This is a genomic window from Porphyromonas sp. oral taxon 278 str. W7784 (genome assembly GCF_000467855.2).
GTDB lineage: Bacteria > Bacteroidota > Bacteroidia > Bacteroidales > Porphyromonadaceae > Porphyromonas.
The window spans coordinates 316,070-343,015 of record NZ_KI259258.1 but is presented as its reverse complement, the minus strand read 5'-3'; the positions used below and the strand labels follow the sequence as shown (position 1 = coordinate 343,015).

Sequence of the window (26,946 nt, the reverse complement as noted above, 5' to 3'; positions counted from 1 at the left end):
ATTATGAGAAACAGCTTCGGCCTCATCCTCCTCCTGACGATAGCACTAACCACTGCCTGTCGGGAGTCAGGCCATGATCCAGGCCGTACGCTCTATGAGCATCAGCTCCTACAGCGACGACAGCTCCTTCACCTGACAGATAGCCTCTTCGACGATGTCTTCGTCCATCCCCTAGAAGTAGAGCGAGGGATCGGAGACCTTTATCGTTCGTCGGCAGGAGCGCAGCTCAGAGCGCTGAGCGAAGACCAGGCTTTCAACGCCGAGATCACTTACCTCCGAAGAGCTCTCGCCTTTGCCCTTCGCCTGAGGAAACTAGAGAATCAGCTAGCGAAGACGACTTACGACCGCTTCCAGACAATGATCTTCCTTCCCAAGGGGAACTATGGTTCCCAAGACGAATCCCCTGCTACCGACCCCACCGTCTTGGTACACGAACTAGAGACACTCCGTGCTGATGCCGAGGATTTCCTTACGAAGGAGGTAACGAGCTATAAGTACCGCAACCCAAAGAAGGAAGCTACCATCCGGGAACGTATCGACAGCAAAGGGATCAAGTTCCTCGAGAATGCCCTCTCTTCATACACCTCCTTCACCGGTAGCGAGTCCGAACTAGAAGGGACAAGCTGGCAGCAGCAGGCTTACCTGCGAAAGGATAACCCGGATGATTATGATCGAGCGCTCTATACACCACAGGGCGTCTTCGCTGGGAAGATCTCCTTCGGCAAGGATCATAAGCTTCATCTCGATTCACTACAGCTCCCCACCTCGTACTATTCCTTCCCCTACGGCTATAGTCCTGCAGAGATCTTCAAGGATTTCGATGGAAGGGGACGGGGGCAAAACAATTCCATCTTCGCTGTCAAGGAGGGTCCCTTCGAAACAGAAGGTATGCGCTATTACTTCGGGCAGAAGTATCTGACGCTCATACTACCTACTCGCCCCTCTTCCTTCCCCAGAAGCAAGCGATACTCTATCGCTATCACCATGGAGTACCAACGAGGTCGCTTCACCTCCATCCCCAAGACCCTTCTACCCCGCTATGAGCGTGGGCCAAACAGTGCAGGAGTAGAGAGCGATCTTGACCCATGGTTCTTCTACAGCATCTTCGACCGGAGCAAGCATTGGGGGACGATCCGTGTACGCAATGCTGCACCGAGCTACGTCTGGGCAGGTCCCGTGAGCTTCGTTCCGTCTACTCAACCTTAGCCCCTTCGAAGTATGTACCAGATAGACTACCGACGCATGAAAGGCCTCCTTCCTCTTGCACTCCTCACCCTAAGCCTCACGACCAGCTGCTTCAAGCGCGAACTGGAGTACGAAGACAATTATGTCAACATCAAGCAAGACCCAAGTCGAGCGGACAATGAAGTCTTGCGCTTCCGCACCTTCAAGCTTGATGACTACGACCGCTATATCATCTTCGGCAATAACAACGAAGTGAGTATCGAAGGATCGGCGCAGCTCCCGCTCCTCCTCTACATCGACCAGCTCAATAGACCCGCCACAGTAGACCTCTCTGGCTGTACCTACGAGTACCACTCCCGTGAGGATAGGCTTCTCTTCCATGGAGCTCTGCTACGATCTGAGGTCTTCTCCGAGCCCGTAGTCATTGAGGTCGCTTGCACGCTCAAGAAGAAGCCCGAGAGCGCACAGACACGAGACCGCTTCACCCTGCGCCTACGCTCCTTCACCCTTCCTGAGAGCCGTGAGGTCACCGTGGAGAAGCGCCAAAGCTGGCAGGATAAATCCATCGGCATGAGCATCGAGCCTAGCTACGATCTCACCTATTACCGCAACTAACTTAGCCCCGAGCATGCTCATCCATAGATACACCCTCCTCACTGGCTTCCTCTCTCTTCTCCTCTCCTCTGCGGTAGGGGAAGCTCTTGCGCAAAGCCCCCAGCGAGAGCAGACCGACACCGTGCGCCGTACCATCCATATCAAGGAGGTCGAAGTCAAGGAGAAGAAGAGGCAAAAGAAGGTTCAGAAGAAGGAGATCGGACGTGAAGTAGTCACAGATAGAGATATCAGTCGTCAGTTCATCCTCAACACAAAGGACTTCGTCCGCTACATGCCGGGCGTAGGTATCTCGGAGTCCGTCTCCCGATATGGCAACAAGGGCTTCGCTATCCGTGGTGTCGACGAGAACCGCGTATCGATCTCGGTCGACGGCCTCCCTCAAGCCGAGACCGAGACCAATGTCGTCTTCAGCTCCTATGGCTTGATCAATTCCGCCCGCCCACAGTTCGAGACCGAGTTCATCAAGAAGGTCGACATCAAGAAGGGTGCCTCGTCCTTCGAGCATGGTACAGGGGCGCTCGGCGGTGCTGTGAACTTCGAGACAAAGGAGGCACGTACGATGATCGAGGGAGACCGTAGCTACGGGCTCCAGGCTAAGATCGGCGGGGACAACATGGCGCACGGACGCATCTATTCTCTGGGCGGTGCCTACATCTACAAAGGGCTCGAAGCTCTCGCTCTCTATGCCGAGCGTACAGGGCGTGAGGTACGCAACTTCGGCTACGGCGAGCTTCGCCGAAGTATCTTCGCGACCCGTCCCGACCCGATGGAGTACCGACAGCAGTCCTTCCTCGGCAAGCTTGCCTTCCGCCATGGTGCTCACAAGCTGACGGCATCCTTCTACAGCCAAAATAAGATCACTGACTCGGAGGTCTGGTCGATGGAGCCTGCCTACGTGCTCACCTCGCAGCACGAGCCCTACTACTATGGTCACGACCAGGTGCTCACACGGCGCTGGGATGTACATTACCGCTTCACCCCGCTCGAGTCTCCTTGGCTCAATGAAGTCAATCTCTATGTGAACGGCCAGCAGTCCTTCCTCGATGCTGACACCCGAAGCTCTATCTATCGTCCCGACATCTCTAACTTCAAGCCCAGCTACCTCCCTGCTGGTACTCGTCGTCTGCTCAAAGGGATGAGCTTCTACGACCAAGCCTTTGCGCTGAAGGCCACCTCCAAGCCTCAGAACTTTGGGTCGCTAGGCTATCACTTCTTCACCCTGCACACCTCCTACCTCCATCATCATACCGAGGACAAGAACGTCGACATCAGTAAGCCTCTGAATACATACAAGGATGGTGTGCGGTACAAGGGTACTTTCTACCGCATGGGCGAAGCTCTCCCTCAGAGCTCCTACATCTATTCCTTCCAGCGTCCAGCTGACAGGGATAACTTCTCCGTGGCCCTCTCAGATAATATTCGCTTGGGGAAACTCAAACTCGACCTCGGTCTCCGCTATGACCACTTCGTCTCACAGACGAGGGACTGGAAGGGGGACAACGACTTCAACTACCTAGGCTACCTTATTGGCAACCTCAAGACAGCGGGGATGGACTTCGACAAGGCCCGTATCGAGGAGTGGGGCTTCACCCCTATGGCTATCGTAAGCTACGACTTCAGCCGATATCTGAGCGTCGGGTACAAGTTCTCCACGGGCTACCGTGTACCCACCTCACAGGAGCGCTTCTTCCAGTATGTAAGTCTCTCGCCTGCCTTCTTCGTACTCTCCAATCCTAAGCTTCGTCGGGAGTTGTCCTTCAACCACGAGTGGCACATCGGCACCTCTGATCCGAAGTACTTTGCCTATGACCTGAGCTTCTACTACAATAGATATAGAGACTATATCGAGCCTCTCTATGGGGTACAGAAGGTCTTCCTCGACGGGCAGAATCGGGATGTCGCCTACTCCATCAATGAAAACAAGAAGAATGCCAGCCTTTGGGGGATCGACTTCAGCACGAGCCTCTACCTCGAGGAGCTCATGCCTCGTCTCAAGCACTTAGGACAGCTCCTGCTGACAGGGTCGCTGAACTACTCCGAGGGGCGCTTCAGTGATGGCACTTCGATGCTAGCTATCCAGCCTCTGAAGGCGGTAGCGGGCTTCGACTACGACCTGCCTAAGGAGAAGGCTGGGCTGAGCCTAAGGGTGAACTTCCTCAAGGCCAAGGATGTCGACCAGACCAAGTTCGTCAAGAGCTTCTATGGAGATGAACAGATCAGCCAGTTCCCCTACTACTTCTTCCAGAACGCCGTGACCGTGGATCTCTTTGCCTACGTCACCCTAGCACGTCACCTCACACTACGAGCCTCTGTGATGAACCTCACCGATACCCGCTACTGGCTCTGGGACGATATCCGTCAGCTCATCAGCCCCGTGATGCTCGTCCAGCACAATGACTTCTTCAGAGGAGGGCTAGAGACGATCACACGCTTCAGCCAGCCCCGTCGCTATGCCAATCTCTCCCTCGAATTCAAGCTCTAGTCGACTATGAAGCCCCTACTACCACTACGACGGATCAGCCCCCGTCTCTTCACGATACTCACCATGACACTTCTAGGGCTCACAGCCTGCCAGCGAGTGTATGAGCCCCTCCCCAAGGGCGACAGCCCCATCACCCCCGAAGCGGGGGAGCGCCTCCACATGGATCAGGGTGAGATCGAGCGCCGAGCTACGGGCTACATCCGTCAGCTCTCCTTTGATCTAGCTCGGCAGGAACTAGAGCTCCTGACTGATCGTAGGGTGAGGGACTCCCTCCACGGAGTACTGGATCGGGCAGAGACCTTCGCTGACGCCCACCTCATCTATGTAGTCGATGCTCAGCGACGCAAGAAGTATATGAACGGGCGTACACGTATCGCCTACTATCTCGAGCATGGCTTCATCTCGTCCTATGAGGACGATACGAGCCTCATCCTCCTCACCCTCGAAGGCAACAACTACTCCCAATCGGAGGGTAGAGACTACGTCCCCCGAGACATGGTAGAGATCCACAACCTCTCAGCCTATCCCCGCACCACAGATCTGGAGATCTCGGGAGCACAGCTCGAGCGCCTCGACCTGCGAGGGCTCCGCTCTCTGAGGAAGCTCGTCGTCAAGGGGGCAAAAGACGGGCTCATCATCGACGCCAGCGATAGCCCCCTCCTACGGGAGATCCAGCTCACGGGCACGCCGAACCTAGGGCTTCGTCTCCACCCCAGCGCTCGTCCCAAGCTGATCGTCTCGGGTAGCTACTTCGCCTCACTACAGAGCCTAGCGGTAGAGCAGGCTAGTTCGCTCTACCTCGACAATGTACGGCTACGTGACATCGACCTGCTAGGGAAGGTCAGTCGCACGCTCACGACCCTCGACATCTCCGTCGAAGCTGGTGACACCTTCGGCTCAGACGGGCTACGCTACCGCCCTCTGCCCTTCGACGACGCCTTCATCACCAAGCTCAACGGACAGCTACCTACACTGAAGACCCTACGGGTGCTCTTTGCGCAAAGGGAAGACTTCGACAAGGCCTCCTTCGAGAAGCTCAACCTCCCCGCTCTGGAAGAGCTCTCCCTACGCATCCGCTCCTCGAGGAAGGCAGTCCCCCACAGTGCTTGGGGTAGAGACATCCACTTCTCCCTCTCGGGCTGTCCTCAGCTCAAGAAGCTCGCCCTCCTCCCCCTCTACGCTGATCGTATCGACCTCTCAGGTGTGACTTCGGCGAAGAATCCCCGCCTAGAGAGCGTCAACCTCTCTGGGGGGATGAGGGAGCTCGTCACCCCTGCTCTTAGCCACGAGCATGAACTCACCCTCGAGGTCGAAGCCCTCGACAAGATCACCGTACCCCAGGGGGCGACAAAGAAGGCTCATGCGAGCTTCGTCGACTACACCTCCCGTGGAGATGAAGGACATGCGGGAGGTAATCTCCCCGTTCGCTTCTCCGACCTCGACTATGACTATCTGCTGGATCACTTCGCCTCGGTATCAGGCTTCTGCGTCTCCACGCCTCCGAGCAAGTACCGTCCTCGTAGCGATGAGCGTGCGATCTGGTTTGGCTTCAACATCCTTGACTTCAGCGGGGAGCAGTGGCGGGACTTCAAGGGGGTCGTCTACCTCCACGGCCTCGAGCGATCCCGTACGGGCAGTGAGCGTATCGACTACCTTGACTTCGGGCATCTCCGACTGACCAACCTCAGCACGACCTCCCTCCGCGTCAATCCCGGCTGTGTCGTGAAGAATGTACCCGAAGGCATGCGCATCTACTACAGCTCTATTGGCTCTCCCTACTAATCCTCCCCCGTCCTCATGTACCGAATGAATCAGCGCTCACTCGCTTGCCTGCTCTTGCTTAGCCTCTTCCTCACGGGGCTCAGCGCCTGTCGCTCCGAGGCTCCTCGCCCTGCTATCACCCCGAGAGCAGAGGTCGTCCTTGGTCCCGACCGCTATGTACTCATGACCTACCGGAAGACCATCATCCCCTCGGGACCTATGAGGGGAAGGAGTATCCTGGAGAGCTATATCTCCTACTTCACCCAGATGCCTCAAGGGGAGGGGATCAATAACATCCTCGAGGAGAATACCCTCTTCGGTCGCTTCGGCGAAGACGGGGGCGGACTCCTCCAGTCTGGGGAGTACCTCTACCGCTTCTCCAATGCGGTGAATAACCACAGCCAAGGGGAACTGCTGGTGAATACACCCGTACGCCTCGTCTTCAGCTCCACGCCCCGAGCTATCGGGGAGCGAGCACTCCTAGAGTCCGAGAGCGGAGGCTTCAGCCAAGCAGCGAAGAACTTCGTAGTCACCTCAGGGCAAGGCTTCCTCGTCCAGCCCTCCTACCAGCGAGACCTACTCTCGATCCGTAGCTTTGACCCCGAGACGATGGAGAAGACAAGTCCCCAGATCTACGTCTCCAACCTAGATAAGGAGCGGATCCGCCAGTTCATCCTCGAGCGAACTCCCTCCCTAGCAGGGCAAGAGCTACCCAACCTGATCGTGGGGATGAAGCTCCTAGCCGTCCACGGCTCTGCCCTCATCCTCGACGTAGAGCTCCAGTCCCCCTCCTATGCCAATCTCTCCCGAGACAGCTACCTCGTAGCCTACGAGGCGAAGAACGGCGGGAAGCTCCTCGGCCTATCTCACCTAGAGAATACCGGGAGACTCGGTACGCCCTCCGAACTGCTACAATATACGACCGACGAAGAGGGGGATCTCTACCTCCTCGCCCAAGGGGGTGACCAGCTGGGCTTCTACCAGAATTCGCTCCTCTATCGCATCCGCAAAGGCTCCTACACCATCGATCCCGACTGGCAGGTGCGTATCTCGGATCTGGGACTAGGCTACCCCGCCCGCTTCAACGGGATCTTCGCCCGTGGTGGTAAGCTCTTCACGCTGGTCAATGTCCAGCCTCTACCCGCCGTACGCAGTCAGATCCCCGAGAATCTCTGGCAGTACTATACGATAGACCTACAGACGAGGGAGGCCAAGCCCCTCTCTGCCCTTCGCCCTTCGTCCGCCTTCCAGCAGGGCGTGAATATCGCTGCCTTTGTCGACGGGCACCTCTACCTACGCTACGTGCGTACCGGTGAGGATGCTCCCTATAATGGCTACTGGAGCTATGACCTCGTGACAGGAGAGGTGAAGCCCGCCTTCTCCGTCTCCCTCCAGAGTGGCTATGTCGCCGACTTCAAAAAGATCACCCTCCCCAAGCGCTGATACGACGATGAATAGATACCTACATGGGCTCCTAGCCCTGCTCTTGCTCTCGCTCACAGCCTGTACTAATGAGCTCCCGACGAATCAGACAGGGCGAGAGCGCCGGATCCAGTTCCCCTCCTCCCTGACCCTGGAGAAGATCCTCGGGGTGACATGGAAGGTAGATCCAGAGAGGCAGGAGGTCATCCTCCCCTCTCCCCTGTCCAATCTCTCCGAGAAGGCTCGCCCGATACTCAATGTAGCGGGCAAGCACCTCAACTCGATCTTCTTCTCCAAGACCGGCGAAGTCTATGCTACCTATGTCATCGAAGACTTCGGCAATACCATCTTCTACTACAGCGGCACTTGGGCACTAGACCCGAAGAACAAGGAAGAGCTCCTGGTACGTGTCGGTAGCCCCATCGGGGGAGACCTAGAGTACCGACTGAAGATCCGTCGCTTCAACCTGCTGAACAATATGCTCGTCATGGAGGCTTTCTTCGTCAACCCCGACTACAGCTTCTCCGCTCTCATGACGGGCAAGGGCGCACAGGATGACTACTGGAGTAAGGAGACAGACGTCATCGACCCCTCTTGGGGCGAACGCAATCCCGTGAGCGAAGAGCCACTTAACTACCGAGCCCTCCTCGGTAGCTATCGTGTAGATACCGAGAGCTGGAAGCGCGTGCTACATATCGACGACGCCGAGTATGACCACCATCCCCTCCTCTACGGCTACCGCCTCTCGCTCCAGTCGAATAGTCAGGTGACGCTCTCCTCACTCCCACCACTCCTCTTCGGGCTCAACACCTTCAAGGGCACGTGGCAGATACGAGGAAGCAAGCTCCTCATGAGCTTCCCCATCTTCCCTTTCCGTGGCGACGTATCACGCTATCCTGGAGTCTTCGAGAGCGACTTCATTCCCCCGATCGCCACTACTTATGCCCGTCACGATGTGACCCTCGTGATGGAGGTCGTGCGAGACGAAGCGGATGCTGTGCTCGTTCGCCTCTCCGAGCCTGGGATGATCTCCGTCTATCTCTCCCTCCATAAAGTGAAGACCTCCTAGCGGAAGAATCCCAGCCCGACACAAAGGCAAAGCACAACGACCTCGGGGCACTAGTAGCGCCTCTGTCGAAGCACCAGTAGTGCCTCCTCCGAGGTACTACTGGTACCACCCGAGAGGTAGACGTGCTCAAGGGCCCCCCCTCCCCCAGCCCCGCTCTCCGACGGCAATCACTCCCCCCACCCGCCGTCTACTCTAGTCAATAAGCTCAGATGAATACCCTACGATACTCCCTCCTACTCCTCCTCGGAGGCCTGCTCTCCCTTATCCTCGACTCCTGTCGCAGTACGAGCGAAGCTCCTCAGCTCGTGGTGAACGAAGGCAAAGCCTCCCAGCCCCTCGTCGCCCGCAGCGAAGGTGATACCCTCCGCATCCCCTTCACCTCCTCCATCTACGATCACCGCCTCCAGATCACTGAGGCCGAGGACTGGATCGACACGAAGCTAGAGAGAGGGATGCTCCTCATCTATGTGGCTCGCAACAGTAGCCCCACCAAGCGCACAGCCCAGCTGACCCTACAGATCATCGAGCGGGGCGAGCGTCGTGAGGCCCAGCACATCACAGTCGTCCAGCCAGCATCGGTATCGCTAGCGAGTGACCGCTACCTCTTCGCCTATACCTCAGCGCTCAAGGTCTCGGAGGACTACTTCTACCACAATCCTGGGATCGTCTTCACGCTTCCTCTCCCCGCCTCGGCAAGCCTCTTCGAGACAAAGGAAGCCTTCCGCACAAACCTCGACGCTACGAGACTCACCACCCAGCTGGAGTACGGCTCGGAGAGTCGTGACTGGATACACGACCTGAAGTTCACACACCAGGGGGATATCTGGGGCCTCAGCTTCCGCCTCGACGCCATACCGCAGAGCCTCGAGCAGCGCCGAGTGCGCCTCCGTCTCTCTGACCCCGAGCATCCAAACCTCTCAGTAGCACTGGACTTCCTGCAGATCCGTCGCCCCCTCTCACTCGTAGACCCTACGAAGGAGATCCAATCTCTCGGGGCACTCCCCCAGCAGTACCGACTCGAGCTCCGCACAGATATACCGCTCGAGAAGCTCCATCTCACGACCTACGTCCGTAGTGTCGACGCCTCTGACAGAGCCGACGGATCAGATGATCGGCAGATACGTAGCCCTCACTGGCAGTACACCATCGACCCTAAGGACTACCAGATGGAGCGCCCTGAGCTCCAGCGACACTTCCGGCTCATCAAGACCGCCTCGGGCGTAGCCATCGTAGGGCAGACCTCCTCCAACAATAATCTCCTCGATATCTCTAGCCCCAGCCTCTTCGACGGGCAACTAGCCTTCCTCGTCACCAATGACCTCCATGATCAGAAGCTCTGGAGCTTCGTCAAGCTTCCCCCGTACAAGCAGGAGCTCTACCTGGCGACCTCAGGGATGAAGAAGAGAGAGACCATCAAGCTCCCACAAGAGGCGTCAGACTTCTCTGTCAAGCTCCGCCTCAACACCTCGTCCGACGATATCGAGTGGGTGCGCCCGACCTTCATCACCATCCCTGACAAAGACTGGGGTGCTAGTCCCGCTATTCCTCAAGGAGCGACACTTACCTATCCCGATCTCCTGACGATCAATAATATACGCGTCACCGCCAACCCGCTTCGCTCTGTCCGACGCTTCGTACTACAGGCTAAGATCTCCACATACATCCAGAGCGAATACACAGGGCGTACCCCACTCCTCCCTGTAGACTTCGTCTGTGAGCAGGAGCCCTTCACAGGGAGCTATATCTTCTCCACAAACGAAGGGACAGCGATAGACTTCGCAGGAGACACCGACGACAGCTACCAGCAGTACATCATCGCGACAGTAGCTCTCCAGACGAACTTAGCCCCCGAGCAGATCCGCCTCGAGAAGCCTAACCCTCGATCAGGCTGGGTGCAGGCCTCACTTGCCGTAGACCCCGAGACCGGCTACGTCAGCTCCATCGCCTTCTATGCCGACAAGAATGATACGGGGCGAGACCGCTCCGCCCTCCTTCGCCTCGTGCCTCCCTCGGGCGAAGCGCTGAGCCCCATCACCTTCACCCTCCGCCAGTCCCACTAATAGACAGCTCCCATGAACATCCGACCTCTTGCCCTAGGAGTTGCTCTCCTCTCCGCCCTCTCTACCCTAAGCTCTTGCTCTAAGGAAGAGCCCATCGTAGAGACGCTCTCGATCAACTCCTTTGCCTCGGACACCCTCTACACGGGGCGTGAATATCATCTCTCAGTATCCACATCCCCCCAGGTCTCTGACCCTCGTCTCTCGTGGAGCGTATCCGATGCTAGCTTGGCCTCGATCCAATATGGTGGACTACTGAAGCCCCTCAGCAAAGGCGAACTCACCGTCTATGTCACCAGCCTCCAGTCAGGCGGGCGTCGGGTGCGGGCGAGCCGTAAGTTCGTCCTCATCTCCTCCGGGGTCTACCTCCGAGATCGAGCCGTCACGATCAACCCCCTAGAGACCTATCGCCTCGGCTACCGCTTCCTGCCTGAAGACTACAAGCCAACAGAAGCTCTCTCCTGGCGTAGCTCCGACGAAGCCGTGGCTACCGTCGATAGCGAGGGGATCGTACGAGGCCTGCAGGATGGAGAGGCGACGATCTATGTCCGCCTCGGCAATCCCCTCTCTGGCTTCTTCTCCGAAGACTCGGTAGCAGTGACCGTAGAGCACCACGAAGCCCCTCGATATACCTATACAAACGGGGAACTAGATCTCACGCAGAGCGTGCCGGGACTGCTACCAATGGTGGCTAAGGAGATGCCCTACTTCTCCAAGATCAGTATCCATGGTCCGATCAATGGCAGTGACCTGCTCTTCTTCATCGAGAACAAGGAGCGCATCGACGCCCTTGACCTCTCCGACACTCACGTAGTCAGCGGGGGGCGTACCCTGATGCCCCGTAGGCGCTCCGGACAGCCCGAGCCTAGCCCCATCTCCGTCACAGACGGCGTCCTACCCCCGCTCTTCGCTCAGCAGCTCCTCATCAAGAGCCTTACCCTACCGAAGGGGCTTACCTCACTCGTTGACTTTGGGCTCGGCTATACCTTCGTCTCCCTCATCGTACCCGAAGGCTACGAGGAGCTTAAGCTAGGGGAGTTTGCTACCGAGCATCTCACCCTCCCGAAAAGCCTCCGACGCCTCTACTGCAACCAGCCTAAGCTCTTCGAAGAGCGCTCTGGGGGTGAAGAGGAGCTCAAGATCTCCTCCGTCAAGGAGCCCCTTATACTCCCCGAGGGGCTACGAGAGCTCCGTGCGCTCCTTGAGCTCTCAGCACCCTTGACGATCCCCAGCTCCGTCGAGGAGATCACCCTCACAGGTCGCTTCGATGATGTGACCTTCGCCTCCCCGACTAAGCTCCGTGAACTGGGGCCTAGCTTCTTCCTTCGCTACCCCAACCAGTACCAGGATGTACTCTCACGGATGCAGGCCAAAACCCTTCGCCTCCCCGAGGGTCTCCAGCGCCTCTCTCGCCGAGCGCTCGCTGCAGGTGTCTATGGCTCCTTCATCCGCAATCAAGATCTGGATGAGAAGAATGCAATACAGCTCAATGCGATCATCTTCCCCTCAAGCCTCCGCTCCATCGACGAGGCCGCCCTCTTCGCCGCTCAGATAGCTCAGCCCGTCATCCTCCCTGAGGGCCTAGAGAGCATCGGCCTCTTGGCCTTCTACGCCAGTAGCCTCAGCAAGGTAACTCTACCAGCGAGCCTCCGCTCTCTGGACGATCAGGCCTTCGCCCTCTGCCCTCGACTTGAGACAGTGCATGCGCTAGGCAAGGTGCCTCCCACCCTTGGCGCTCAGGTCTTCCTCCGCACCGCTAAGCAGGGACGTATCGAGAAACTGATTGTGCCCCGAGGATCGAAGCCCGCCTACGTGCAGGCTGGCTATGCCCCCTTCTTCTTCACGATCGAAGAGGCGGCGAAGTAGCCCCACCAAGCCCTCCACGATGACGGCACCCGTGCTACTCATCCAGAGACGAGAGCGCTATCCATTTAGCGATGAAAGCTCTGTTTTCCCAGTGACGACAGCGGTACCGCCCCTGCTATGATAGAGATACTCACCCAGCTACGATAGCGACGCTTCTTAAGCGACGACAGCGATACTCATTCAATTAGGATAATGAAACTATTTCCCCGCCTGAGCTTCTTCCTGCTCACCCTCCTCAGTCTTGCCCTCACGGCCTGCCACAAGGACACACCTCGAGATACAGCCGAGCGCTCCCCTCTAAAGGGTACGTATTGGACAGAAGGGACAGGCACGATGACGCTCGACTTCCGCACGGAGCGAGAAGTGACCTTCACCCTCACTCCCGCTGGTTCTCCTCGAGGGGCGATGGCCTACACCGCCACCTACAGTCTCTCGGGAAGTACCCTCACGATCGGAGACATCATACAGGATACGCCCTTCGGGACAGCCACTATCCTTCAGGGCTTCACAGCACAGCTCGAGGGAGGTGTGATCAAGGCTGACTTCACGACGACAGGCATGGAGCGAGACAGCGAGCAAGGTACGCTCCGCTTCGTCGCCCAGCCGCTGAAGGGATACCTCTTCCACCGCAAGGTCTAGTACCTTCCCATCACGAAGGCCAGAGTCTTACCACCACAAGCCCGAGCTCCTTACCTCACACATTCTAACCTCTTGCCCGCAGAGGCTCTAGCCCTCCACTACCCATAAAGCTAAAAGGCCAGTGGCCGTAGTACTCACCTGATCGTGAGACTACGGCCACTGGCCTTATCTTAGGAAGTAAGGGACGTTACTTCAGGAAGGAGGAGGTAATTACCTCCAGAAAAGGGGAGTAGCTACTTCCGGGAAAGGGGAGTGCTTACTTCGCTGCGGGGATCTCCTTGAGCACCTGAAGGAGGTGACGCCACCAGAGGTCTACCGTCTTGATTTCAATGCGCTCTGCAGGCGAATGAACATCACGAAGCGTTGGCCCGAAGGACACCATATCCAGATCAGGATATACGTCTAGGATCAGACCACACTCGAGGCCTGCGTGGATGGCCTTCACTGCTGCTTCCTTGCCGAAGAGCTTGCGGTAAGCATCTGCCGAAGCCTTGAGGATAGCAGAATCTGGATTGGGCTTCCAGCCGGGATAAGAGTCGGTGAGTTCGACCTTAGCCCCTGCCAGCTCGAAGACAGAAGCTACCATCTCGGCAGCCGAGTCACGAAGGCTCGTCGTAGAGCTTCGCTGGCTAGTCTCGACGAGGATCACACCGTCACGCTGCTTGATAGAAGCAAGGTTGTTGGAGGTCTCGACGAGGTCTTCGATCTCGTGGCTCATGCCGAGTACGCCGTGAGGGCAAGCATAGAGGGCACGTACCAGCGCTGCCTTCGTCTTGTCATCGATGACCTGGGAGGGAGCAGAAGCTTCCTCGATAGCGAAGCGGACGTTGGGGTCTACTGCCTTGAGCTCATTGCGCACAGCTTCTTCGAGGCTCTTGAGTAGCTCGATCGCCTTAGCCTTGTCCTCGGGGCGTACACCGATGAGAGCATGTGCTTCACGGGGGATAGCGTTGTGGAGGTTACCGCCTGCTATCTCGGAGAGCTTCCAGTCGACATTCTTCTCCAGAGCGTAGAGGTAGCGGGTGAGGAGCTTATTAGCATTGCCGAGTCCGCAGTGGATCTCACCGCCGGAGTGACCGCCCTTGAGCCCAGAGACCGAGGCACGAAGCCAAGTGAGCCCCTGAGGAGCCTGCTGATACTCGGGGGTGAAGGTAGCGACGATCCCCTTACCACCAGCACAGCCGATGAAGAGTTCGCCTTCGTCTTCGCTGTCGAGGTTGATGAGGATCTTACCGGTGAGGAAGCCTGGACGAAGCTCGAAGGCACCCGTCATACCTGTCTCTTCGTCGATGGTGAAGAGCGCTTCGATGGGGCCGTGCTCGATGTCATCCGAAGCTAGGATAGCGAGCTGGGCAGCACAGCCGATCCCGTTGTCCGCACCCAGGGTAGTACCATCGGCATGGAGCCACTCTCCGTCGACGATCGTACGGATAGGGTCGTTGTCGAAGTCATGCTCGGTGCCGGCGTTCTTCTCACAGACCATATCGACGTGGCTCTGCAGGATGAGCTTGACACGATCTTCGTAGCCTGGGGTAGCAGGCTTACTCATGACGATGTTGCCTACATGGTCCTTCTTGTACTCGATGCCATGCTCCTTGGCGAACTTCTCCAGATAGGCGATGATCTTGCCTTCCTTCTTGGAGGGGCGGGGGACTTGTGTGATCTCATGGAAGTACTTCCACACGATCTTAGGGTTCAGCTCTGTGATTTCCATTGCTTACTTGATGTTTATGTATGAGTAGTTGCTTACGAGTGCATCAGTGGGTATTCGCATGGTTGAGGCTATATTCGTATATCTAAGCCTTAATCGGCGAAAACTTGTACCTTTGCTCCCAACAAATATAACGATAAAATACAAGGATGACATTATTCCTAGTCGCACTCTTCGCCGTAGGGACTGCGGTCTTTCTCCTCTCGGTATCGATTATCTTCAAGAGGAATGGTCGCTTCCCCAATACGCATGTCGGCGGTAGCCGAGCCATGCAGCGTCGGGGCATCTCCTGCCATACCTCTCAGCACAAGGATGCACAGCGTCACAAGAGTCTCGCTGAGCGTCTGGCAGAGCAAGCATCCTAAGTGCCCCTCCACTCCCCCCGAATACAACAATTTAAAAATAAGCACCTATGACAAAGACAGGTCGTATGACCCTCTGCTCTCTGGCGCTCGCTGTCGCTTCTGCCCTGAGCCTATCCTCCTGCCAGGGCAAGACCGAGCAAAAGTCCGCTCCCTCTACTCCCTCCGAAGTCCAAGCTACGGGTCTACCCATAGCTCTGGTACGTATGGACAGCGTCTCATCTCAGTATAAGTTCGCCCAAGAGGTCAAGGAGGCGCTCGAGAAGGACGCCATCGCGCACCAGACTCGTCTACAGGGCAAGAGCGCTGCTATCCAGAAGGCTGCTGCTGACTTCGAGCGTCGCATGCGCATCAATGCCTTCGTCTCTGCTGAAGCACAGCAAGCCGAGCAACAGAAGATCATCCGCATGCAGCAGGAGGGGGAAGCCCTCAGTGCGGAGCTCTCTCAGAAGCTCGCCATGAAGCAGCAGTCCCTCCTACAGGATGTCATGACCGAGATCCGTGCTCAGCTCAAGGAGTACAACAAGGATGGTCGCTACAAGCTCATCCTCACTCAGGTCGGAGACAACGTGCTCTACGCAGATGAAGCCCTCGATATCACCGACGACTTCATCAAGTACCTCAACGAGCACTACACCTCTAGCAAGGCTTCTGTCGCTGCAGACTCTACGGCGAAGAAGAAGTAAGCCCATCACCCTATTCGCTAGGGAAGGTACAAGGGGCACCACGGCACGCTACGTCGCCGTGGTGCCCCTTGCCTTTTCCTTCTGTTCGCTAGGAGAAGGTGCTTCGGAGGGCTCGGCGAAGGCAGTACCTAGGGATAGGTATATTCGACCTTTTCACCCTGAAGGCAGGCGAATATACCTACCTTTGCGCTGGTGAGGGATCAGCCCTTCGCCCCTAATCTCATATTCCATCAAGAGACATGAATATCAAGAAATGGACTACAGCGCTTCTCCTCGGCGGTCTTCTCCTCGGGGTAGCGACCTCATGTGGCAAGAAAAACGATGAGCCCAAGCCAACACCCACCCCTACACCTAATCCCGGAGGAGATGCCATCGTCGTCCCCGCCGACGGTGATGCCTATACCATCAGCCTCGTACGGGTCACCCCTAAGGACATCGACCTCGAGGGCATCGGCAAGGTAGGCTTCGAGGATATCAACTTCGGGGATGCCGTCCTAGGCACCGGTAAGCTCACCAAGGTGACCGTGCACAAGGGCTATATCTACTTCGAGGGACAGAACAAGGGTAAGGTAGCACGCTACGAACTACGCTCCTCGGGCAACATCCACGTCCCCCAGACTGGTAGTATGCCGATCTCTCCACAGATCGGTAGCGCCGTCATCAAGGACGGCACGATCAAGGCTACACTCTCCATCGGCATGTACCAGTTCTACTCCCTCAGCTATAAGACCAAGTTCGGGGATAAGGCCAGCGCCGAACTCCTGAAGGTACTCGCAGCGCTGAGCAAGGCCAATGCCTCCAGCAAGGTCGAGATCGAAGGGACGCTCGTGAAGAAGTAAACCTTCCCCCAGAGTTTTCCCCCTCTCAAGCGAAGCCCCGCAGCTCTCATGAGCTTCGGGGCTTTTTCGTTTTCTCTAGGGCTCTTCCCCCTGCCCTTCTGATGGGGAGAAAGAGCCCCTCTCGAAGGGGTCAAAAAACGACCTACCGTAGGTCGCCGAAAAAACCTACAGTAGGTTTTGATGAACAGTAGGTCGCATCGACGACCTACCGTAGGTCGTTTTTTACCCCCTCCAAGTAGACCTATTCGAAGCCACTGGAGGCAGAGCTTCTTCACTGCGAATTACCCCCTCAGGATCAAGCGCTTAGCCATCACCCGATCCACGGCTAAATCCCCCGTTTCCTCACCCGCTAGATGAAGGTCGATTTGCCAGAGAAATGAGGTCGAGCTCCAGGGCCTTCTTTCCTCCTCTTTTTGCTAGTCACTTATAGGTAGCTTGGGTGGCAAAAAATGACCATTTACGAGTATTTAAATCCTTCTCTAATCCCCCTACCTTTGCATCTGATCTGTGAGAAGCACCTCCCGCTAGTCGTGCAGTGCTCCCGCAGGGAAAGAAGCAAATCACTCATTCACTCAAGTCACAACAGATCCATATGAAGAAGTACTTCCTCGGGCTAGCAGTCGCTGCTCTCAGCCTCGGCCTCGCCTCCTGCGACAAGAAGGACGAGCCTAAGAATCCCCAGCAGGGACAGGTCAAGACCGTCGTCATCGACGCCTCTGACTACACGAAGTATGTCTACTTCTCCTTCGAAGAAGGGAAGGTCGTCTCCACCACAGCTTGGGACGACGAAGCACACAAGAGCCAGACTAACTGGGACCTAGGCCTACACCGCTACGACTTCCGCACCAATAGCGGACTCTCGGGCAAGGGTCAGGGCGGTGCCGTAGAGACTTCGTCGGAGAACATCAACGACAAGATCACGATCCCCGCTGCGGACCAGTTCGAAGTGGACAAGAGCCAGAGACAGCTGGTCGAATTCTCCCACGGCGCTGACGGTGCTAAGACCCGCTACGAAGATATCTCTACGAACCTAGTACTGACGACGACCCAGCAGATCACGATGCAGGACGGTCGCCCCGTGTACAAGATCATCAAGAAGGGTGCGATCACCCTCGACATGGGCGGTCATGGTAGTGGCGGTGGTCCCTCCACGACGCTGAGCAACAAGGTATATCTCGTACGTACGGCTTCGGGCAAGTTCGCCAAGGTCAAGGTCACGGGCTACAGCACCCCAGTCAAGGGGAAGGACGGTAGCGTCAAGCCCGTCTCGGGTCACATCACTCTCCAGTACGTCTACCCCGTCCAGTAAGGTCTGAGTCAGTAGACACACCAAGAGGCTCGATCTACATACCGGCTATGTCGATCGAGCCTCTTACTTCATCCCCTATCCGCTCTCTTCACCCATCCACTCCAGCCCATGCTTCGTACCCTACCCCTTTCGCTTGCCCTCACGCTCCTCCCCTTCAGTGCCGTGGCTCAGGAGACTTCCTCCCCCACCCCGAGCCCTACGGACAGCGTGACTAGTGGCTTCGCCATCCACGAGGTCGTCGTGACGGGGACACAGACCCCTCGTCTCCTGAAGAAGCTCCCCATCCCGACGCAGGTCATCAGCCGAAAGGATCTGGAGAGAGTACAGCCCCGCTCGGCAGCCGACGCTCTGCAGATGACCCTCCCAGGGGTGCAGATCTCCATGCACGGCGGTCAGCAACAGGTCGTCATCCAGGGGATGACCGGGGACTACATCCTCTTCCTCGTCGACGGGGAGAAGATCACCTCCGAGGGCAATGGTTCGGTGGACCTCAACCGCATCGACGTCTCGACCATCGAGCGAATAGAGATCATTCGTGGAGCCGCCTCTGCGCTCTACGGCTCCAGCGCCATCGGCGGGGTGATCAACTTCATCACCAAGCAGGGCGCCCGCCCACTAGAGGCCTCTGCCTCGGCAGACATCTCGAGCGAAGGGCTCACACGCTACGCCACTTCGCTGGGCATCCGCTACCGTCGTCTCTCGAGCACCACTTCGGCGGGCTACACCCAGCAGGCACCCTACTCGATCGCCACTCGTAGCGGTGGCGTCCTCACCCCCAGCCTCTTCTCTCGGAGCCAGACAAAGTACCTCAGCGAGAAGCTCCGCTTCCGCACCGAGGACGACCGACTAGAGCTGGCGGGCTACCTGCGCTATAGCTTCAGAGATCAGGACTTCGACCCGATCACCCAGCATCACTACACGACCCATAGCATCGGAGGTCGTGCCTACTACGCCTTCAACCCACGGCACAATCTACGCCTCGACTACAACAACGAGCTCTACGACCGCTCCTCATGGTACCCTGCCGTCCATGAGGCTACTCCCATCTTCCTCTTCCGCTCGCATACGGGGCGACTACAGTATAATTATGGAGCGGAGGGCGAGACACCGATCCTAGCGAACATAGGTCTGGAGGTCTACGCCGAGCGCCTCCAGGGCGACCGCTTCCCCAGCACCAAGGACATCCGCCGTGCCGAACTCTATTCCCTCTACGGGCAAGCCGAATGGCATCCATGGACGAAGCTCTCTCTGGTCGGAGGACTGCGCTACGACCGCCATTCCCGCTTCGGCCTTCACCTCTCACCACGGCTATCCGCCCTCTACACACTCGGGGATCTTCGCCTGAGAGCCTCCTATGCTGAGGGCTTCCGCTCGCCTTCGATCAAGGAGCTGTATATGGACTGGGATCATCAGAACATGTTCTTCATCCGAGGCTCGGAGGACCTTCGTCCCGAGGTCAGCCACCTGATCAGTCTCTCCCCCGAGTACCAGACCAAGCGACTCAACGCTACAGTGATCGCCTCCTACAACCTCATCACCAACAGCATCGAACTCGTCCCAGAGGATGGGGGCAAAGTCATGCGCTACCGAAATACTTCCAGTGAGACGAAGGTACTCAACCTCCAGACGAGTCTCCGCTACCTCCTCCCCTCCGGCTTCAGCGCTACCCTCGACTATGCCTACCTCAAGAGCTTCGGAGAGGTTAGGGACAAAGCCGGTAGGACGCTCTCCTACTCCAACCTCCGTCCGCACAACCTCACACTAGGTCTCACCTACGAATACCGCAAGGGCGACGCCGTGCTCTCTGCGAACTACAGCCTACGAGCTAGCAGTGCCCTCTCCACCCTCCAGCTCAATAGCACGACCAGCGACTACGAGCGGGTACGCTTCCCTGGCTTCAGTGTCTCCCGCCTAGCACTCGGGGGCGGATGGCGTGGTCGAGTACGTATCTCGCTCGGGGTGGACAACCTCTTCGACTTCGTCCCCGAGAGCGTGAGTATCACCGGGACACTCTCACCAGGACGAACCTTCTTCTCCTCGCTCTCCCTTAGCCTCTAGCCCCAGCACACGGATCGTCACTCCCCAGCCATTTGTATCCAGCCAGCTAGGGGAAGGTAGCCGACTCCTCCCTCGAGCTTCGATCCTTCCTCCCGAAGCCCGAAGCCCAGAGCACGAGTGGATTGCAGGCAAATGGGCTTCTTTCGCTAACTTTGTAGGCTAAAAGAGGCTACGAAGCCGACGATCAATCATGGGTAAGACTTCAGGCAAGACAAAAGGTAACCAACGTGCTAAGAGATCAGCCTCCTCCCGGCAGGCTGCAGGGAGCACTACATCCTTCTTCGGAGGGATGAAGGGCGTACGGGAGCTGGTAGTATCCAACTTCGACAATCGCCGTATCCCTACGATCTTCGGGCTCGTCCTGCTTGCCTTCTTCATCGTCGCCCTGCTGTCGCTCATCACCTTCCTCTTCTCTCATGGGAGCGATCAAAGCCTGATCTCTGCCAGCCAAGAGACCCTGACGAGCGAAGAGCTCTCACGGCAGGTCACCAACATCTTCGGCCTACCTGGAGCTCGACTAGCCGACTACCTCTTCAACCAACTCTTTGGCTGGGGGATCGTCTTCATCCTTACCTTCGTCGTCTTCGTCTTCGCCCATCTGATCTGGCGACCACGCATAGCCTTCATCCGCTATGTAGTGCACTTCCTCATCGATAGCTTCCTCACGATCTGGACGGCTATCGCTGCAGCGGGCTTGCAGACCGTCTTCCCCTCGGACAGCTTCCTTCGCTGGGGTGGTCTCCGAGGTGAAGAGCTCTTCACCTATATATATAGTAGCATCGGAGTCGCTGGCGTCTTCGTAGCTCTAGGCTTCAGCCTACTGATCTTCTTAGTCCTCTGCAGCGGACGTGTGCTTGGCGCCGTACAGAGCCCAAAGATCACACGACCCAACATCCCACGACCTTCCTTCCCCGCAGCTTCACTTCTCTCCCGCCTGCTCCGTCGCAAGGGGGCAGAGCTCACCGAAGTCGAGACCGACCGTGCCCAGCAGGACGAAGATGCGTGGCGTGATGAGCCTCCCCTCCCCACTGACGAAGACGAAGAATACCTCGACGAAGAGGTAGCACCCCAGCCCTACACTACGGCAAGCACGACGGGTTATCCCCGTCCCGCTGGTGCTTCCCCTTCTACCCAAGAAATGATCGTCGAAGAAGCTCCTAAGGACGACCTCGTCGAAGATCACGAAGCACACGAAGCTACCCCACCTGCCCACGGCGTACAGCTTCCCCTCTATCAGAAGCCTCAGACCGACCTCCTTCGGGACTACGAGCAGTCTTCGAGCCCCATCGATATGGAGGAGATCGACTACAACAAACAGAAGATCATCGACACGCTGGCTAGCTTCAAGATGCACGTCACCCCTAGCAAAGCCACCGTTGGCCCGACAGTCACGCTCTACGAAGTCATACCTGACTCCGGGATCAAGGTATCCCGCATCAAGACGATGGAGGATGATATAGCCATGAGCCTGAAGAGCGAGGGTGTACGTATCATTGCACCCATGCCCGGGCTAGGTACCATCGGTATCGAAGTACCGAACTCCGTACCCCAGACCGTGTCGATGCGCAGTATCCTTGCCTCGAGGAAATTCAGAGAGCAGCAGGAGAAGATGGAGCTCCCCGTAGGGATCGGGAAGACCATCACCAATGAGCCCTTCATCTTTGATCTGACGAAGATGCCTCACCTACTGATCGCTGGGGCTACAGGTCAAGGGAAGAGCGTCGGGCTCAATGCACTGATCACCTCCCTGCTCTACAGCAAGCGACCCGAGGAACTGAAGTTCGTCATGGTCGACCCCAAGATGCTTGAGTTCTCCATCTACGAAGAGATCGAGCGCCACTTCCTCGCTAAGCTCCCCGACGCCGACCGTGCGATCATCACCGACATGACGAAGGTGGTAGCGACCCTCAATTCACTCTGCATCGAGATGGATAATCGCTACCGTCTGCTACAGACCGCTGGGCGAGCTGTCCGCAATATACGTGAGTACAACGAACAGGTACGCTCGGGCGAACTGAGTCGTCTCCACGGGCACGAGATCCTGCCCTACATCGTCCTGATCGTCGATGAATTCGCCGACCTGATGATGACTGTGGGCAAGGAAGTAGAGCAACCCATCGCCCGCCTAGCACAGAAGGCACGTGCCGCTGGTATCCACATGGTCATCGCCACACAGCGACCTTCGACCGACGTCATCACTGGTCTCATCAAGGCTAACTTCCCAGCTCGTATTGCTTTCAAGGTATTCTCCATGGTAGACTCTCGTACCGTGCTTGACTCTCCTGGTGCCAATCAGCTCATCGGACGAGGAGACATGCTCTTCTACCAAGGTAAGGAGATGGTACGTGTGCAGTGTGCCTTCATGGATACACCTGAGACGGAGGCCATCGTCGAGCACATCGCCCGTCAGGAGAGCACGGGATCGGCCTACGAACTACCAGAATACATCCCCGAAGGAGAAGACTCTGGCGCCAAGGGCTTCAATCCAAACGAGAAGGATAGTCTCTTTGACGAAGTCGCCCGTATGGTCGTGCAGACGCAGGTGGGATCGACATCGAACATCCAGCGTAAGTTCAACATCGGCTACAATCGTGCTGGTCGCCTGATGGATCAGCTGGAGGGAGCTGGCATCGTAGGCGCTCAGGAGGGCAGTAAGCCCCGTGAAGTCTTCATCAAGGATCAGGCAAGTCTGGAGCAGCTCCTACAGAAGCTAAGCTAACTTCTCCTATTAGCCGTTCTATTAGTACATATCAATTGAGCTATGAATATCCGATATATCCTCATGACTTTAGGGCTATCGCTCTCGCTACTGACGGGAGTCTATGCCCAGCGTGCCAATAATACCCCTGCCGTCACCCCACAGACGCTCCTCGAGCGAGCTGAATCCAGCCTCTACAGTGCAGGAGCTACCCTCGTAGACTTCTCGACAGAGCTCCGGGACAAGGCCGGTCGCAGAGCCGGAGCTACGACGGGGAAGATGCACCTACAGGGTGATGCCTTCCGCCTCGAATATGGTACGATCACCGCTGTCTACGCCTCAGGGACGCTGACCTACTATGATAGCGCCGAGCATGCACTGACCATCTCCAAGCCTTCGTCTGACGAACTTCTGCAGATCAATCCGCTCTACTTCCTTCGCTCACGTGCTAAGGGCTTCTCGAGTCAACTGCAGGGACAGACGGGCTCACAGGCTACAGTCGCCTTCACTCCCCAGCACAAGAGCAATATCACCAGCGTAGTGGCTACCTTCCAGATAAGTAATGGACTTCCCTCCCAATTACTTTTCTCCGCCAAGGACAAGAGTCTCCTGACGGCGAAGGTCGCCCGTGTCACCCGTCGTACGGCCTATCCTCAGAGCTTCTTCACGCTGAGTGCCAAGAGCTATCCTGGCTGTGAGGTCGTCGATCTACGCTAATTCCCCTTCCACAGCCCGCTACCCAATCCACTCTACATGGAATCAAAGACCCTCGTCGAAATAGGCGAGTATACGCAGCTCATGGGACGTACCTTCACGCTCCCTATGCGCTGGCGTATGTTCTTCCGCTCCGTCATCCGTGAGATCTATAGTCTCGGCGTCGGATCACTATGGATCGTCTTCATCATCTCGCTCTTCATCGGGGCGGTGATCACCATCCAGCTCTCGATCAATATGACGAGCCCGCTCATCCCACGATTCACCATCGGCTACTCTACCCGTGAGATCATGATCCTGGAGTTCTCCTCCACGGTGATGTGTCTCATACTCTCGGGCAAGGTCGGCTCTAGTGTCGCCTCCGAACTCGGTACCATGCGTGTCACCGAGCAAATCGATGCGATGGAGATCATGGGTGTGAACTCGGCGAACTTCCTCATACTCCCCAAGGTCGTAGGCTTCATGACCTTCATCCCTGTACTGTCAGTCTTCTCCATGGTGACCGGTATCGTCGGGGGCTATGTGGCCTGTGACCTGGCGAGCTCACTGACACACGAGGACTTCATCTACGGACTCCAGCTCTACTTCACCCCTATCTACGTCGGCTATTCCATCATCAAGTCGGTGGTCTATGCCTTCATCATCTCTTCGGTAGCCTCTTACTACGGCTATTGTGTCAAGGGGGGAGCCCTGCAGGTAGGTACTGCTAGCACGCGTGCTGTCGTCAATAGCAGCGTGCTCATCCTCTTCTTCGACCTCCTGCTGACCAATCTCATGCTCACCTAATAAGCTCGCTCTCCCCAAGTGATCCAAGTCAAATCTCTCTACAAGCGTTTTGCCGACAAGGAAGTCCTCAAAGGAATCGATGCGACCTTCGAAGCAGGAAAGACGAATCTAGTCATCGGACGCAGTGGCGCTGGCAAATCTGTCTTCGTCAAGTGCATGATCGGACTTATCCAGCCAGATGAAGGCCAGGTGCTCTATGACGGACGAAACCTGCTGACTATGTCGAAGCCCGAGCTCCTACGTCTACGACGTGAGATGGGAATGCTCTTCCAGGGCTCGGCGCTCTTCGATAGCATGACGGTCATCGAGAATGTACTCTTCCCCATGGAGATGTTCTCCTCGGCCAGCTATGACAAGTCTTACCACCGAGCTATGGAGCTACTGGAGCGTGTGGGACTGGCCGATGCGGCCAATAAGTACCCAGCAGAGATCAGCGGGGGGATGATGAAGCGCACCGCCATCGCCCGTGCTCTGGCGCTCAATCCCAAGTATCTCTTCTGCGATGAGCCAAATTCTGGCCTCGACCCCAAGACATCCATGGTCATCGATCAGCTAATCTACGAGCTGACTAAAGAATACAACATCACGACTGTCGTGAATACCCACGACATGAACTCCGTACGCTCCATCGGCGACAAGATCATCTACCTCCACCATGGCCTGAAGGAATGGGAGGGAAGTAGTGCTACGCTTGACTCGCCTGACACACCAGAGAGCGTCATGCACTTCATCAACGCTGGCCGCCTCTAGTGCAGTCAGCCCTTTCACTTCGACAACCTCTATGGCTCTTTTCAAGAAAGATTCGCTCCTGACTAATATACTGCTGATGGTCGCTGCCTCAGTAGTCTTGGTCTTCATCCTGATCTTCGGTCTTGATCTCTACACACGTCACGGCAAGACGGTCACAGTACCCGACCTCCGAGGTAAGACAGTGGCGGAGATGAAGCGTATACTTGACGAAGCTGGTCTCGACTACGAGATCAATGACTCTACGTTCTCTCGCACCGCCATACCAGGTACTGTGCGAGAAGTATTCCCTGAGCCAGGGAGCCAAGTCAAGGCAGGTCGCATCCTCTTCATCGCTATCAACGGCTATCATCAGCGTAAGCAGACCGTGCCTAACTATAAAGATCAGTCCGCTCGACAGATACTTGCCCTGCTCAAAGGCCTTGGTTTCGAATCCGTAGAGCAGAAAGTCGTCCCTGGTGGCTATGTAGGTTCGGTCGTCGGACTACAGACCCTCGACGGGAATGCCGTACTCGCTGGGACGCAGATACCTATCGACACCAAGCTCATCCTGCTGGTAGCTGGCCAAGTGATCGACACCCTCGGGCTGGATCGCTATATCGAGGACTACAGCACCAGCCAGGGCGACAGCACGTCTAAGGATGAAGGCTCCACCGTGAGCAATGACTGGTGGTAGGCCTTTCCCATGACTGAGCAGTACTTAGACGAAGGGGCTTGGGGCGAGGACGAAGATCTCTTCCTCGACGACCCAGCATCCGCCGACTCTGATCAAGAGACACAGGCCGTCTCTTACCTCCAGCACGCCGATAGTTCGCCGCTATACGAGCACTTCCGTGTCGTAGCCGACAAGGGACAAGCACCGATGCGGGTGGACAAATTCCTCGCTACCCGCATGACAGGTACGACACGTAGCCGTATCCAGCAGGCGCTGGACGGAGGCTATGTCTTCGTAGGTGACAAGGCGGTCAAAAGCAACTACCGCATCAAACCTCTTGATGTCGTCACCCTCCAACTTCGCCGACCGAAGCACGAACTAGAGATCATCCCCGAGGACATTCCCTTAGACATCGTCTACGAAGACGAGTATCTGATGGTGGTCAATAAGCCAGCGGGGCTAGTCGTACACCCTGGTCACGGCAATTATACTGGGACACTGGTCAATGCTCTTGCCTTCTATCTCCAGGACGATCCACTGTACGACCCGGCTGACCCTAACGTAGGACTGGTCCACCGCATCGACAAGGACACGAGCGGACTACTCGTCATCGCCAAGCGTCCAGAGGCTAAGGCACACCTGGCTCGTCAGTTCTTCGACAAGACGACACGCCGTACCTACCGGGCTCTTGTATGGGGACGGCTGAAGGAGCCTGAAGGTACGATCGTCGGCAACATCGGGCGAGATGAGCGGGATCGTCTACAGATGGCGGTCTATCCTGAAGGTAGTCCGAAGGGGAAGCACGCTGTCACGCACTACACCCTCATCGAAGAGCTGGCCTACGTCAGCTGGATCGAGTGCCGTCTGGAGACGGGGCGCACGCACCAGATACGAGCACACATGAAGTACATCGGCCATCCGCTCTTCGCCGATACGCGCTATGGAGGCGACAAGATACTGTGGGGGAATCAGTTCTCTCGATACAAGCAGTTCGTCCACAATTGTCTCACGCTCTGTCCTCGCCAAGCCCTCCACGCCAAGACACTTGGTTTCGTCCATCCCGTGACAGGCGAAGAGATGCTCTTCGATAGCGAACTGCCCTCCGATCTATCCGAACTCCTTGACCGCTGGCGCACCTACGCCGCTCAGGTCGACAGCGAATAGTCTCGGCCTTCACAAGTCCCCATTTCTTCCATCACAACCTCTCGGCCCACCGATTACGGACCGAGAGGTTTTTCTTTTCCTGTAATGAGCGAAGGCATTACACGAAGGGCGTCCCTTCTTC

General features: G+C 56.8%; 21 protein-coding genes. 20 read left to right on the top strand and 1 reads right to left on the bottom strand.

Annotated elements, in window-relative coordinates:
- Positions 1 to 3 precede the first annotated feature (3 nt).
- The 9 genes from HMPREF1556_RS08020 (at position 4) to HMPREF1556_RS07980 (ending at position 13,096) form a co-directional block, all read left to right on the top strand.
- Positions 4 to 1,206, top strand: a complete 1,203-nt coding sequence (locus HMPREF1556_RS08020; protein ID WP_044125407.1) for a hypothetical protein — start codon at positions 4 to 6, stop codon at positions 1,204 to 1,206.
- A 12-nt stretch (positions 1,207 to 1,218) separates the two neighbouring features.
- On the top strand, positions 1,219 to 1,800 hold the full coding sequence (locus HMPREF1556_RS08015) for a hypothetical protein (protein WP_021667928.1): 582 nt from the start codon (positions 1,219 to 1,221) through the stop codon (positions 1,798 to 1,800).
- 13 nt (positions 1,801 to 1,813) lie between these two features.
- Positions 1,814 to 4,282, top strand: coding sequence for a TonB-dependent hemoglobin/transferrin/lactoferrin family receptor (locus HMPREF1556_RS08010; RefSeq protein ID WP_021667927.1), 2,469 nt, complete (start codon positions 1,814 to 1,816; stop codon positions 4,280 to 4,282).
- A 6-nt stretch (positions 4,283 to 4,288) separates the two neighbouring features.
- A complete protein-coding gene (locus tag HMPREF1556_RS08005; RefSeq protein WP_021667926.1) occupies positions 4,289 to 6,064 on the top strand; it encodes a hypothetical protein in 1,776 nt (591 codons plus the stop codon).
- Positions 6,065 to 6,079: 15 nt separating this feature from the next.
- The gene (locus tag HMPREF1556_RS08000; RefSeq protein ID WP_021667925.1) at positions 6,080 to 7,486 is read left to right on the top strand and encodes a hypothetical protein; all 1,407 of its coding nucleotides are present in this window, start codon (positions 6,080 to 6,082) and stop codon (positions 7,484 to 7,486) included.
- A 7-nt stretch (positions 7,487 to 7,493) separates the two neighbouring features.
- The gene (locus HMPREF1556_RS07995) at positions 7,494 to 8,534 is read left to right on the top strand and encodes a hypothetical protein (RefSeq protein WP_021667924.1); all 1,041 of its coding nucleotides are present in this window, start codon (positions 7,494 to 7,496) and stop codon (positions 8,532 to 8,534) included.
- 209 nt (positions 8,535 to 8,743) lie between these two features.
- Positions 8,744 to 10,594 carry a hypothetical protein gene (locus tag HMPREF1556_RS07990; protein WP_021667923.1) on the top strand — a complete coding sequence of 617 codons (1,851 nt, stop codon included), beginning with the start codon at positions 8,744 to 8,746 and terminating at the stop codon, positions 10,592 to 10,594.
- Between the two features lie 12 nt (positions 10,595 to 10,606).
- Positions 10,607 to 12,457 carry an Ig-like domain-containing protein gene (locus HMPREF1556_RS07985; protein WP_021667922.1) on the top strand — a complete coding sequence of 617 codons (1,851 nt, stop codon included), beginning with the start codon at positions 10,607 to 10,609 and terminating at the stop codon, positions 12,455 to 12,457.
- A gap of 192 nt (positions 12,458 to 12,649) precedes the next feature.
- Complete coding sequence (locus HMPREF1556_RS07980; protein ID WP_021667921.1) at positions 12,650 to 13,096, top strand: hypothetical protein; 447 nt, start codon at positions 12,650 to 12,652, stop codon at positions 13,094 to 13,096.
- A 256-nt stretch (positions 13,097 to 13,352) separates the two neighbouring features.
- On the opposite strand, the gene HMPREF1556_RS07975 is transcribed toward HMPREF1556_RS07980, so the two are convergent.
- Complete coding sequence (locus HMPREF1556_RS07975; protein WP_021667920.1) at positions 13,353 to 14,810, bottom strand: aminoacyl-histidine dipeptidase; 1,458 nt, start codon at positions 14,808 to 14,810, stop codon at positions 13,353 to 13,355.
- Positions 14,811 to 14,956: 146 nt separating this feature from the next.
- Here HMPREF1556_RS07975 and HMPREF1556_RS07970 point away from each other — a divergent pair, with 146 nt between their 5' ends.
- The 11 genes from HMPREF1556_RS07970 to HMPREF1556_RS07920 all read left to right on the top strand — a co-directional run bounded on the left by HMPREF1556_RS07970 (position 14,957) and on the right by HMPREF1556_RS07920 (position 26,825).
- On the top strand, positions 14,957 to 15,172 hold the full coding sequence (locus HMPREF1556_RS07970) for a hypothetical protein (RefSeq protein WP_044125404.1): 216 nt from the start codon (positions 14,957 to 14,959) through the stop codon (positions 15,170 to 15,172).
- Between the two features lie 47 nt (positions 15,173 to 15,219).
- Complete coding sequence (locus HMPREF1556_RS07965; RefSeq protein WP_044125402.1) at positions 15,220 to 15,855, top strand: OmpH family outer membrane protein; 636 nt, start codon at positions 15,220 to 15,222, stop codon at positions 15,853 to 15,855.
- 239 nt (positions 15,856 to 16,094) lie between these two features.
- On the top strand, positions 16,095 to 16,694 hold the full coding sequence (locus HMPREF1556_RS07960) for a hypothetical protein (RefSeq protein ID WP_021667916.1): 600 nt from the start codon (positions 16,095 to 16,097) through the stop codon (positions 16,692 to 16,694).
- Between the two features lie 592 nt (positions 16,695 to 17,286).
- A complete protein-coding gene (locus HMPREF1556_RS07955; RefSeq protein ID WP_044125400.1) occupies positions 17,287 to 18,003 on the top strand; it encodes an HmuY family protein in 717 nt (238 codons plus the stop codon).
- A 108-nt stretch (positions 18,004 to 18,111) separates the two neighbouring features.
- Positions 18,112 to 20,061 carry a TonB-dependent siderophore receptor gene (locus tag HMPREF1556_RS07950; RefSeq protein ID WP_021667913.1) on the top strand — a complete coding sequence of 650 codons (1,950 nt, stop codon included), beginning with the start codon at positions 18,112 to 18,114 and terminating at the stop codon, positions 20,059 to 20,061.
- 190 nt (positions 20,062 to 20,251) lie between these two features.
- Complete coding sequence (locus HMPREF1556_RS07945; RefSeq protein ID WP_052332637.1) at positions 20,252 to 22,780, top strand: DNA translocase FtsK 4TM domain-containing protein; 2,529 nt, start codon at positions 20,252 to 20,254, stop codon at positions 22,778 to 22,780.
- A gap of 42 nt (positions 22,781 to 22,822) precedes the next feature.
- Complete coding sequence (locus HMPREF1556_RS07940; RefSeq protein ID WP_021667911.1) at positions 22,823 to 23,476, top strand: hypothetical protein; 654 nt, start codon at positions 22,823 to 22,825, stop codon at positions 23,474 to 23,476.
- Between the two features lie 36 nt (positions 23,477 to 23,512).
- The gene (locus HMPREF1556_RS07935) at positions 23,513 to 24,259 is read left to right on the top strand and encodes an ABC transporter permease (protein ID WP_021667910.1); all 747 of its coding nucleotides are present in this window, start codon (positions 23,513 to 23,515) and stop codon (positions 24,257 to 24,259) included.
- Positions 24,260 to 24,277: 18 nt separating this feature from the next.
- The gene (locus HMPREF1556_RS07930) at positions 24,278 to 25,009 is read left to right on the top strand and encodes an ABC transporter ATP-binding protein (protein ID WP_021667909.1); all 732 of its coding nucleotides are present in this window, start codon (positions 24,278 to 24,280) and stop codon (positions 25,007 to 25,009) included.
- Between the two features lie 31 nt (positions 25,010 to 25,040).
- Positions 25,041 to 25,682, top strand: a complete 642-nt coding sequence (locus tag HMPREF1556_RS07925; protein ID WP_021667908.1) for a PASTA domain-containing protein — start codon at positions 25,041 to 25,043, stop codon at positions 25,680 to 25,682.
- A gap of 9 nt (positions 25,683 to 25,691) precedes the next feature.
- Entirely contained in the window at positions 25,692 to 26,825 is a 1,134-nt protein-coding gene (locus tag HMPREF1556_RS07920) for an RluA family pseudouridine synthase (RefSeq protein ID WP_021667907.1), read from the top strand.
- Positions 26,826 to 26,946 lie beyond the last annotated feature (121 nt).

Bases quoted from the DNA above. Each gene is read 5' to 3' on its own strand.
- HMPREF1556_RS08020 (WP_044125407.1), top strand. From the start codon at position 4: ATGAGAAACAGCTTCGGCCTCATCCTCCTCCTGACGATAGCACTAACC.
- HMPREF1556_RS08015 (WP_021667928.1), top strand. From the start codon at position 1,219: ATGTACCAGATAGACTACCGACGCATGAAAGGCCTCCTTCCTCTTGCA.
- HMPREF1556_RS08010 (WP_021667927.1), top strand. From the start codon at position 1,814: ATGCTCATCCATAGATACACCCTCCTCACTGGCTTCCTCTCTCTTCTC.
- HMPREF1556_RS08005 (WP_021667926.1), top strand. From the start codon at position 4,289: ATGAAGCCCCTACTACCACTACGACGGATCAGCCCCCGTCTCTTCACG.
- HMPREF1556_RS08000 (WP_021667925.1), top strand. From the start codon at position 6,080: ATGTACCGAATGAATCAGCGCTCACTCGCTTGCCTGCTCTTGCTTAGC.
- HMPREF1556_RS07995 (WP_021667924.1), top strand. From the start codon at position 7,494: ATGAATAGATACCTACATGGGCTCCTAGCCCTGCTCTTGCTCTCGCTC.
- HMPREF1556_RS07990 (WP_021667923.1), top strand. From the start codon at position 8,744: ATGAATACCCTACGATACTCCCTCCTACTCCTCCTCGGAGGCCTGCTC.
- HMPREF1556_RS07985 (WP_021667922.1), top strand. From the start codon at position 10,607: ATGAACATCCGACCTCTTGCCCTAGGAGTTGCTCTCCTCTCCGCCCTC.
- HMPREF1556_RS07980 (WP_021667921.1), top strand. From the start codon at position 12,650: ATGAAACTATTTCCCCGCCTGAGCTTCTTCCTGCTCACCCTCCTCAGT.
- HMPREF1556_RS07975 (WP_021667920.1), bottom strand. From the start codon at position 14,810: ATGGAAATCACAGAGCTGAACCCTAAGATCGTGTGGAAGTACTTCCAT.
- HMPREF1556_RS07970 (WP_044125404.1), top strand. From the start codon at position 14,957: ATGACATTATTCCTAGTCGCACTCTTCGCCGTAGGGACTGCGGTCTTT.
- HMPREF1556_RS07965 (WP_044125402.1), top strand. From the start codon at position 15,220: ATGACAAAGACAGGTCGTATGACCCTCTGCTCTCTGGCGCTCGCTGTC.
- HMPREF1556_RS07960 (WP_021667916.1), top strand. From the start codon at position 16,095: ATGAATATCAAGAAATGGACTACAGCGCTTCTCCTCGGCGGTCTTCTC.
- HMPREF1556_RS07955 (WP_044125400.1), top strand. From the start codon at position 17,287: ATGAAGAAGTACTTCCTCGGGCTAGCAGTCGCTGCTCTCAGCCTCGGC.
- HMPREF1556_RS07950 (WP_021667913.1), top strand. From the start codon at position 18,112: ATGCTTCGTACCCTACCCCTTTCGCTTGCCCTCACGCTCCTCCCCTTC.
- HMPREF1556_RS07945 (WP_052332637.1), top strand. From the start codon at position 20,252: ATGGGTAAGACTTCAGGCAAGACAAAAGGTAACCAACGTGCTAAGAGA.
- HMPREF1556_RS07940 (WP_021667911.1), top strand. From the start codon at position 22,823: ATGAATATCCGATATATCCTCATGACTTTAGGGCTATCGCTCTCGCTA.
- HMPREF1556_RS07935 (WP_021667910.1), top strand. From the start codon at position 23,513: ATGGAATCAAAGACCCTCGTCGAAATAGGCGAGTATACGCAGCTCATG.
- HMPREF1556_RS07925 (WP_021667908.1), top strand. From the start codon at position 25,041: ATGGCTCTTTTCAAGAAAGATTCGCTCCTGACTAATATACTGCTGATG.
- HMPREF1556_RS07920 (WP_021667907.1), top strand. From the start codon at position 25,692: ATGACTGAGCAGTACTTAGACGAAGGGGCTTGGGGCGAGGACGAAGAT.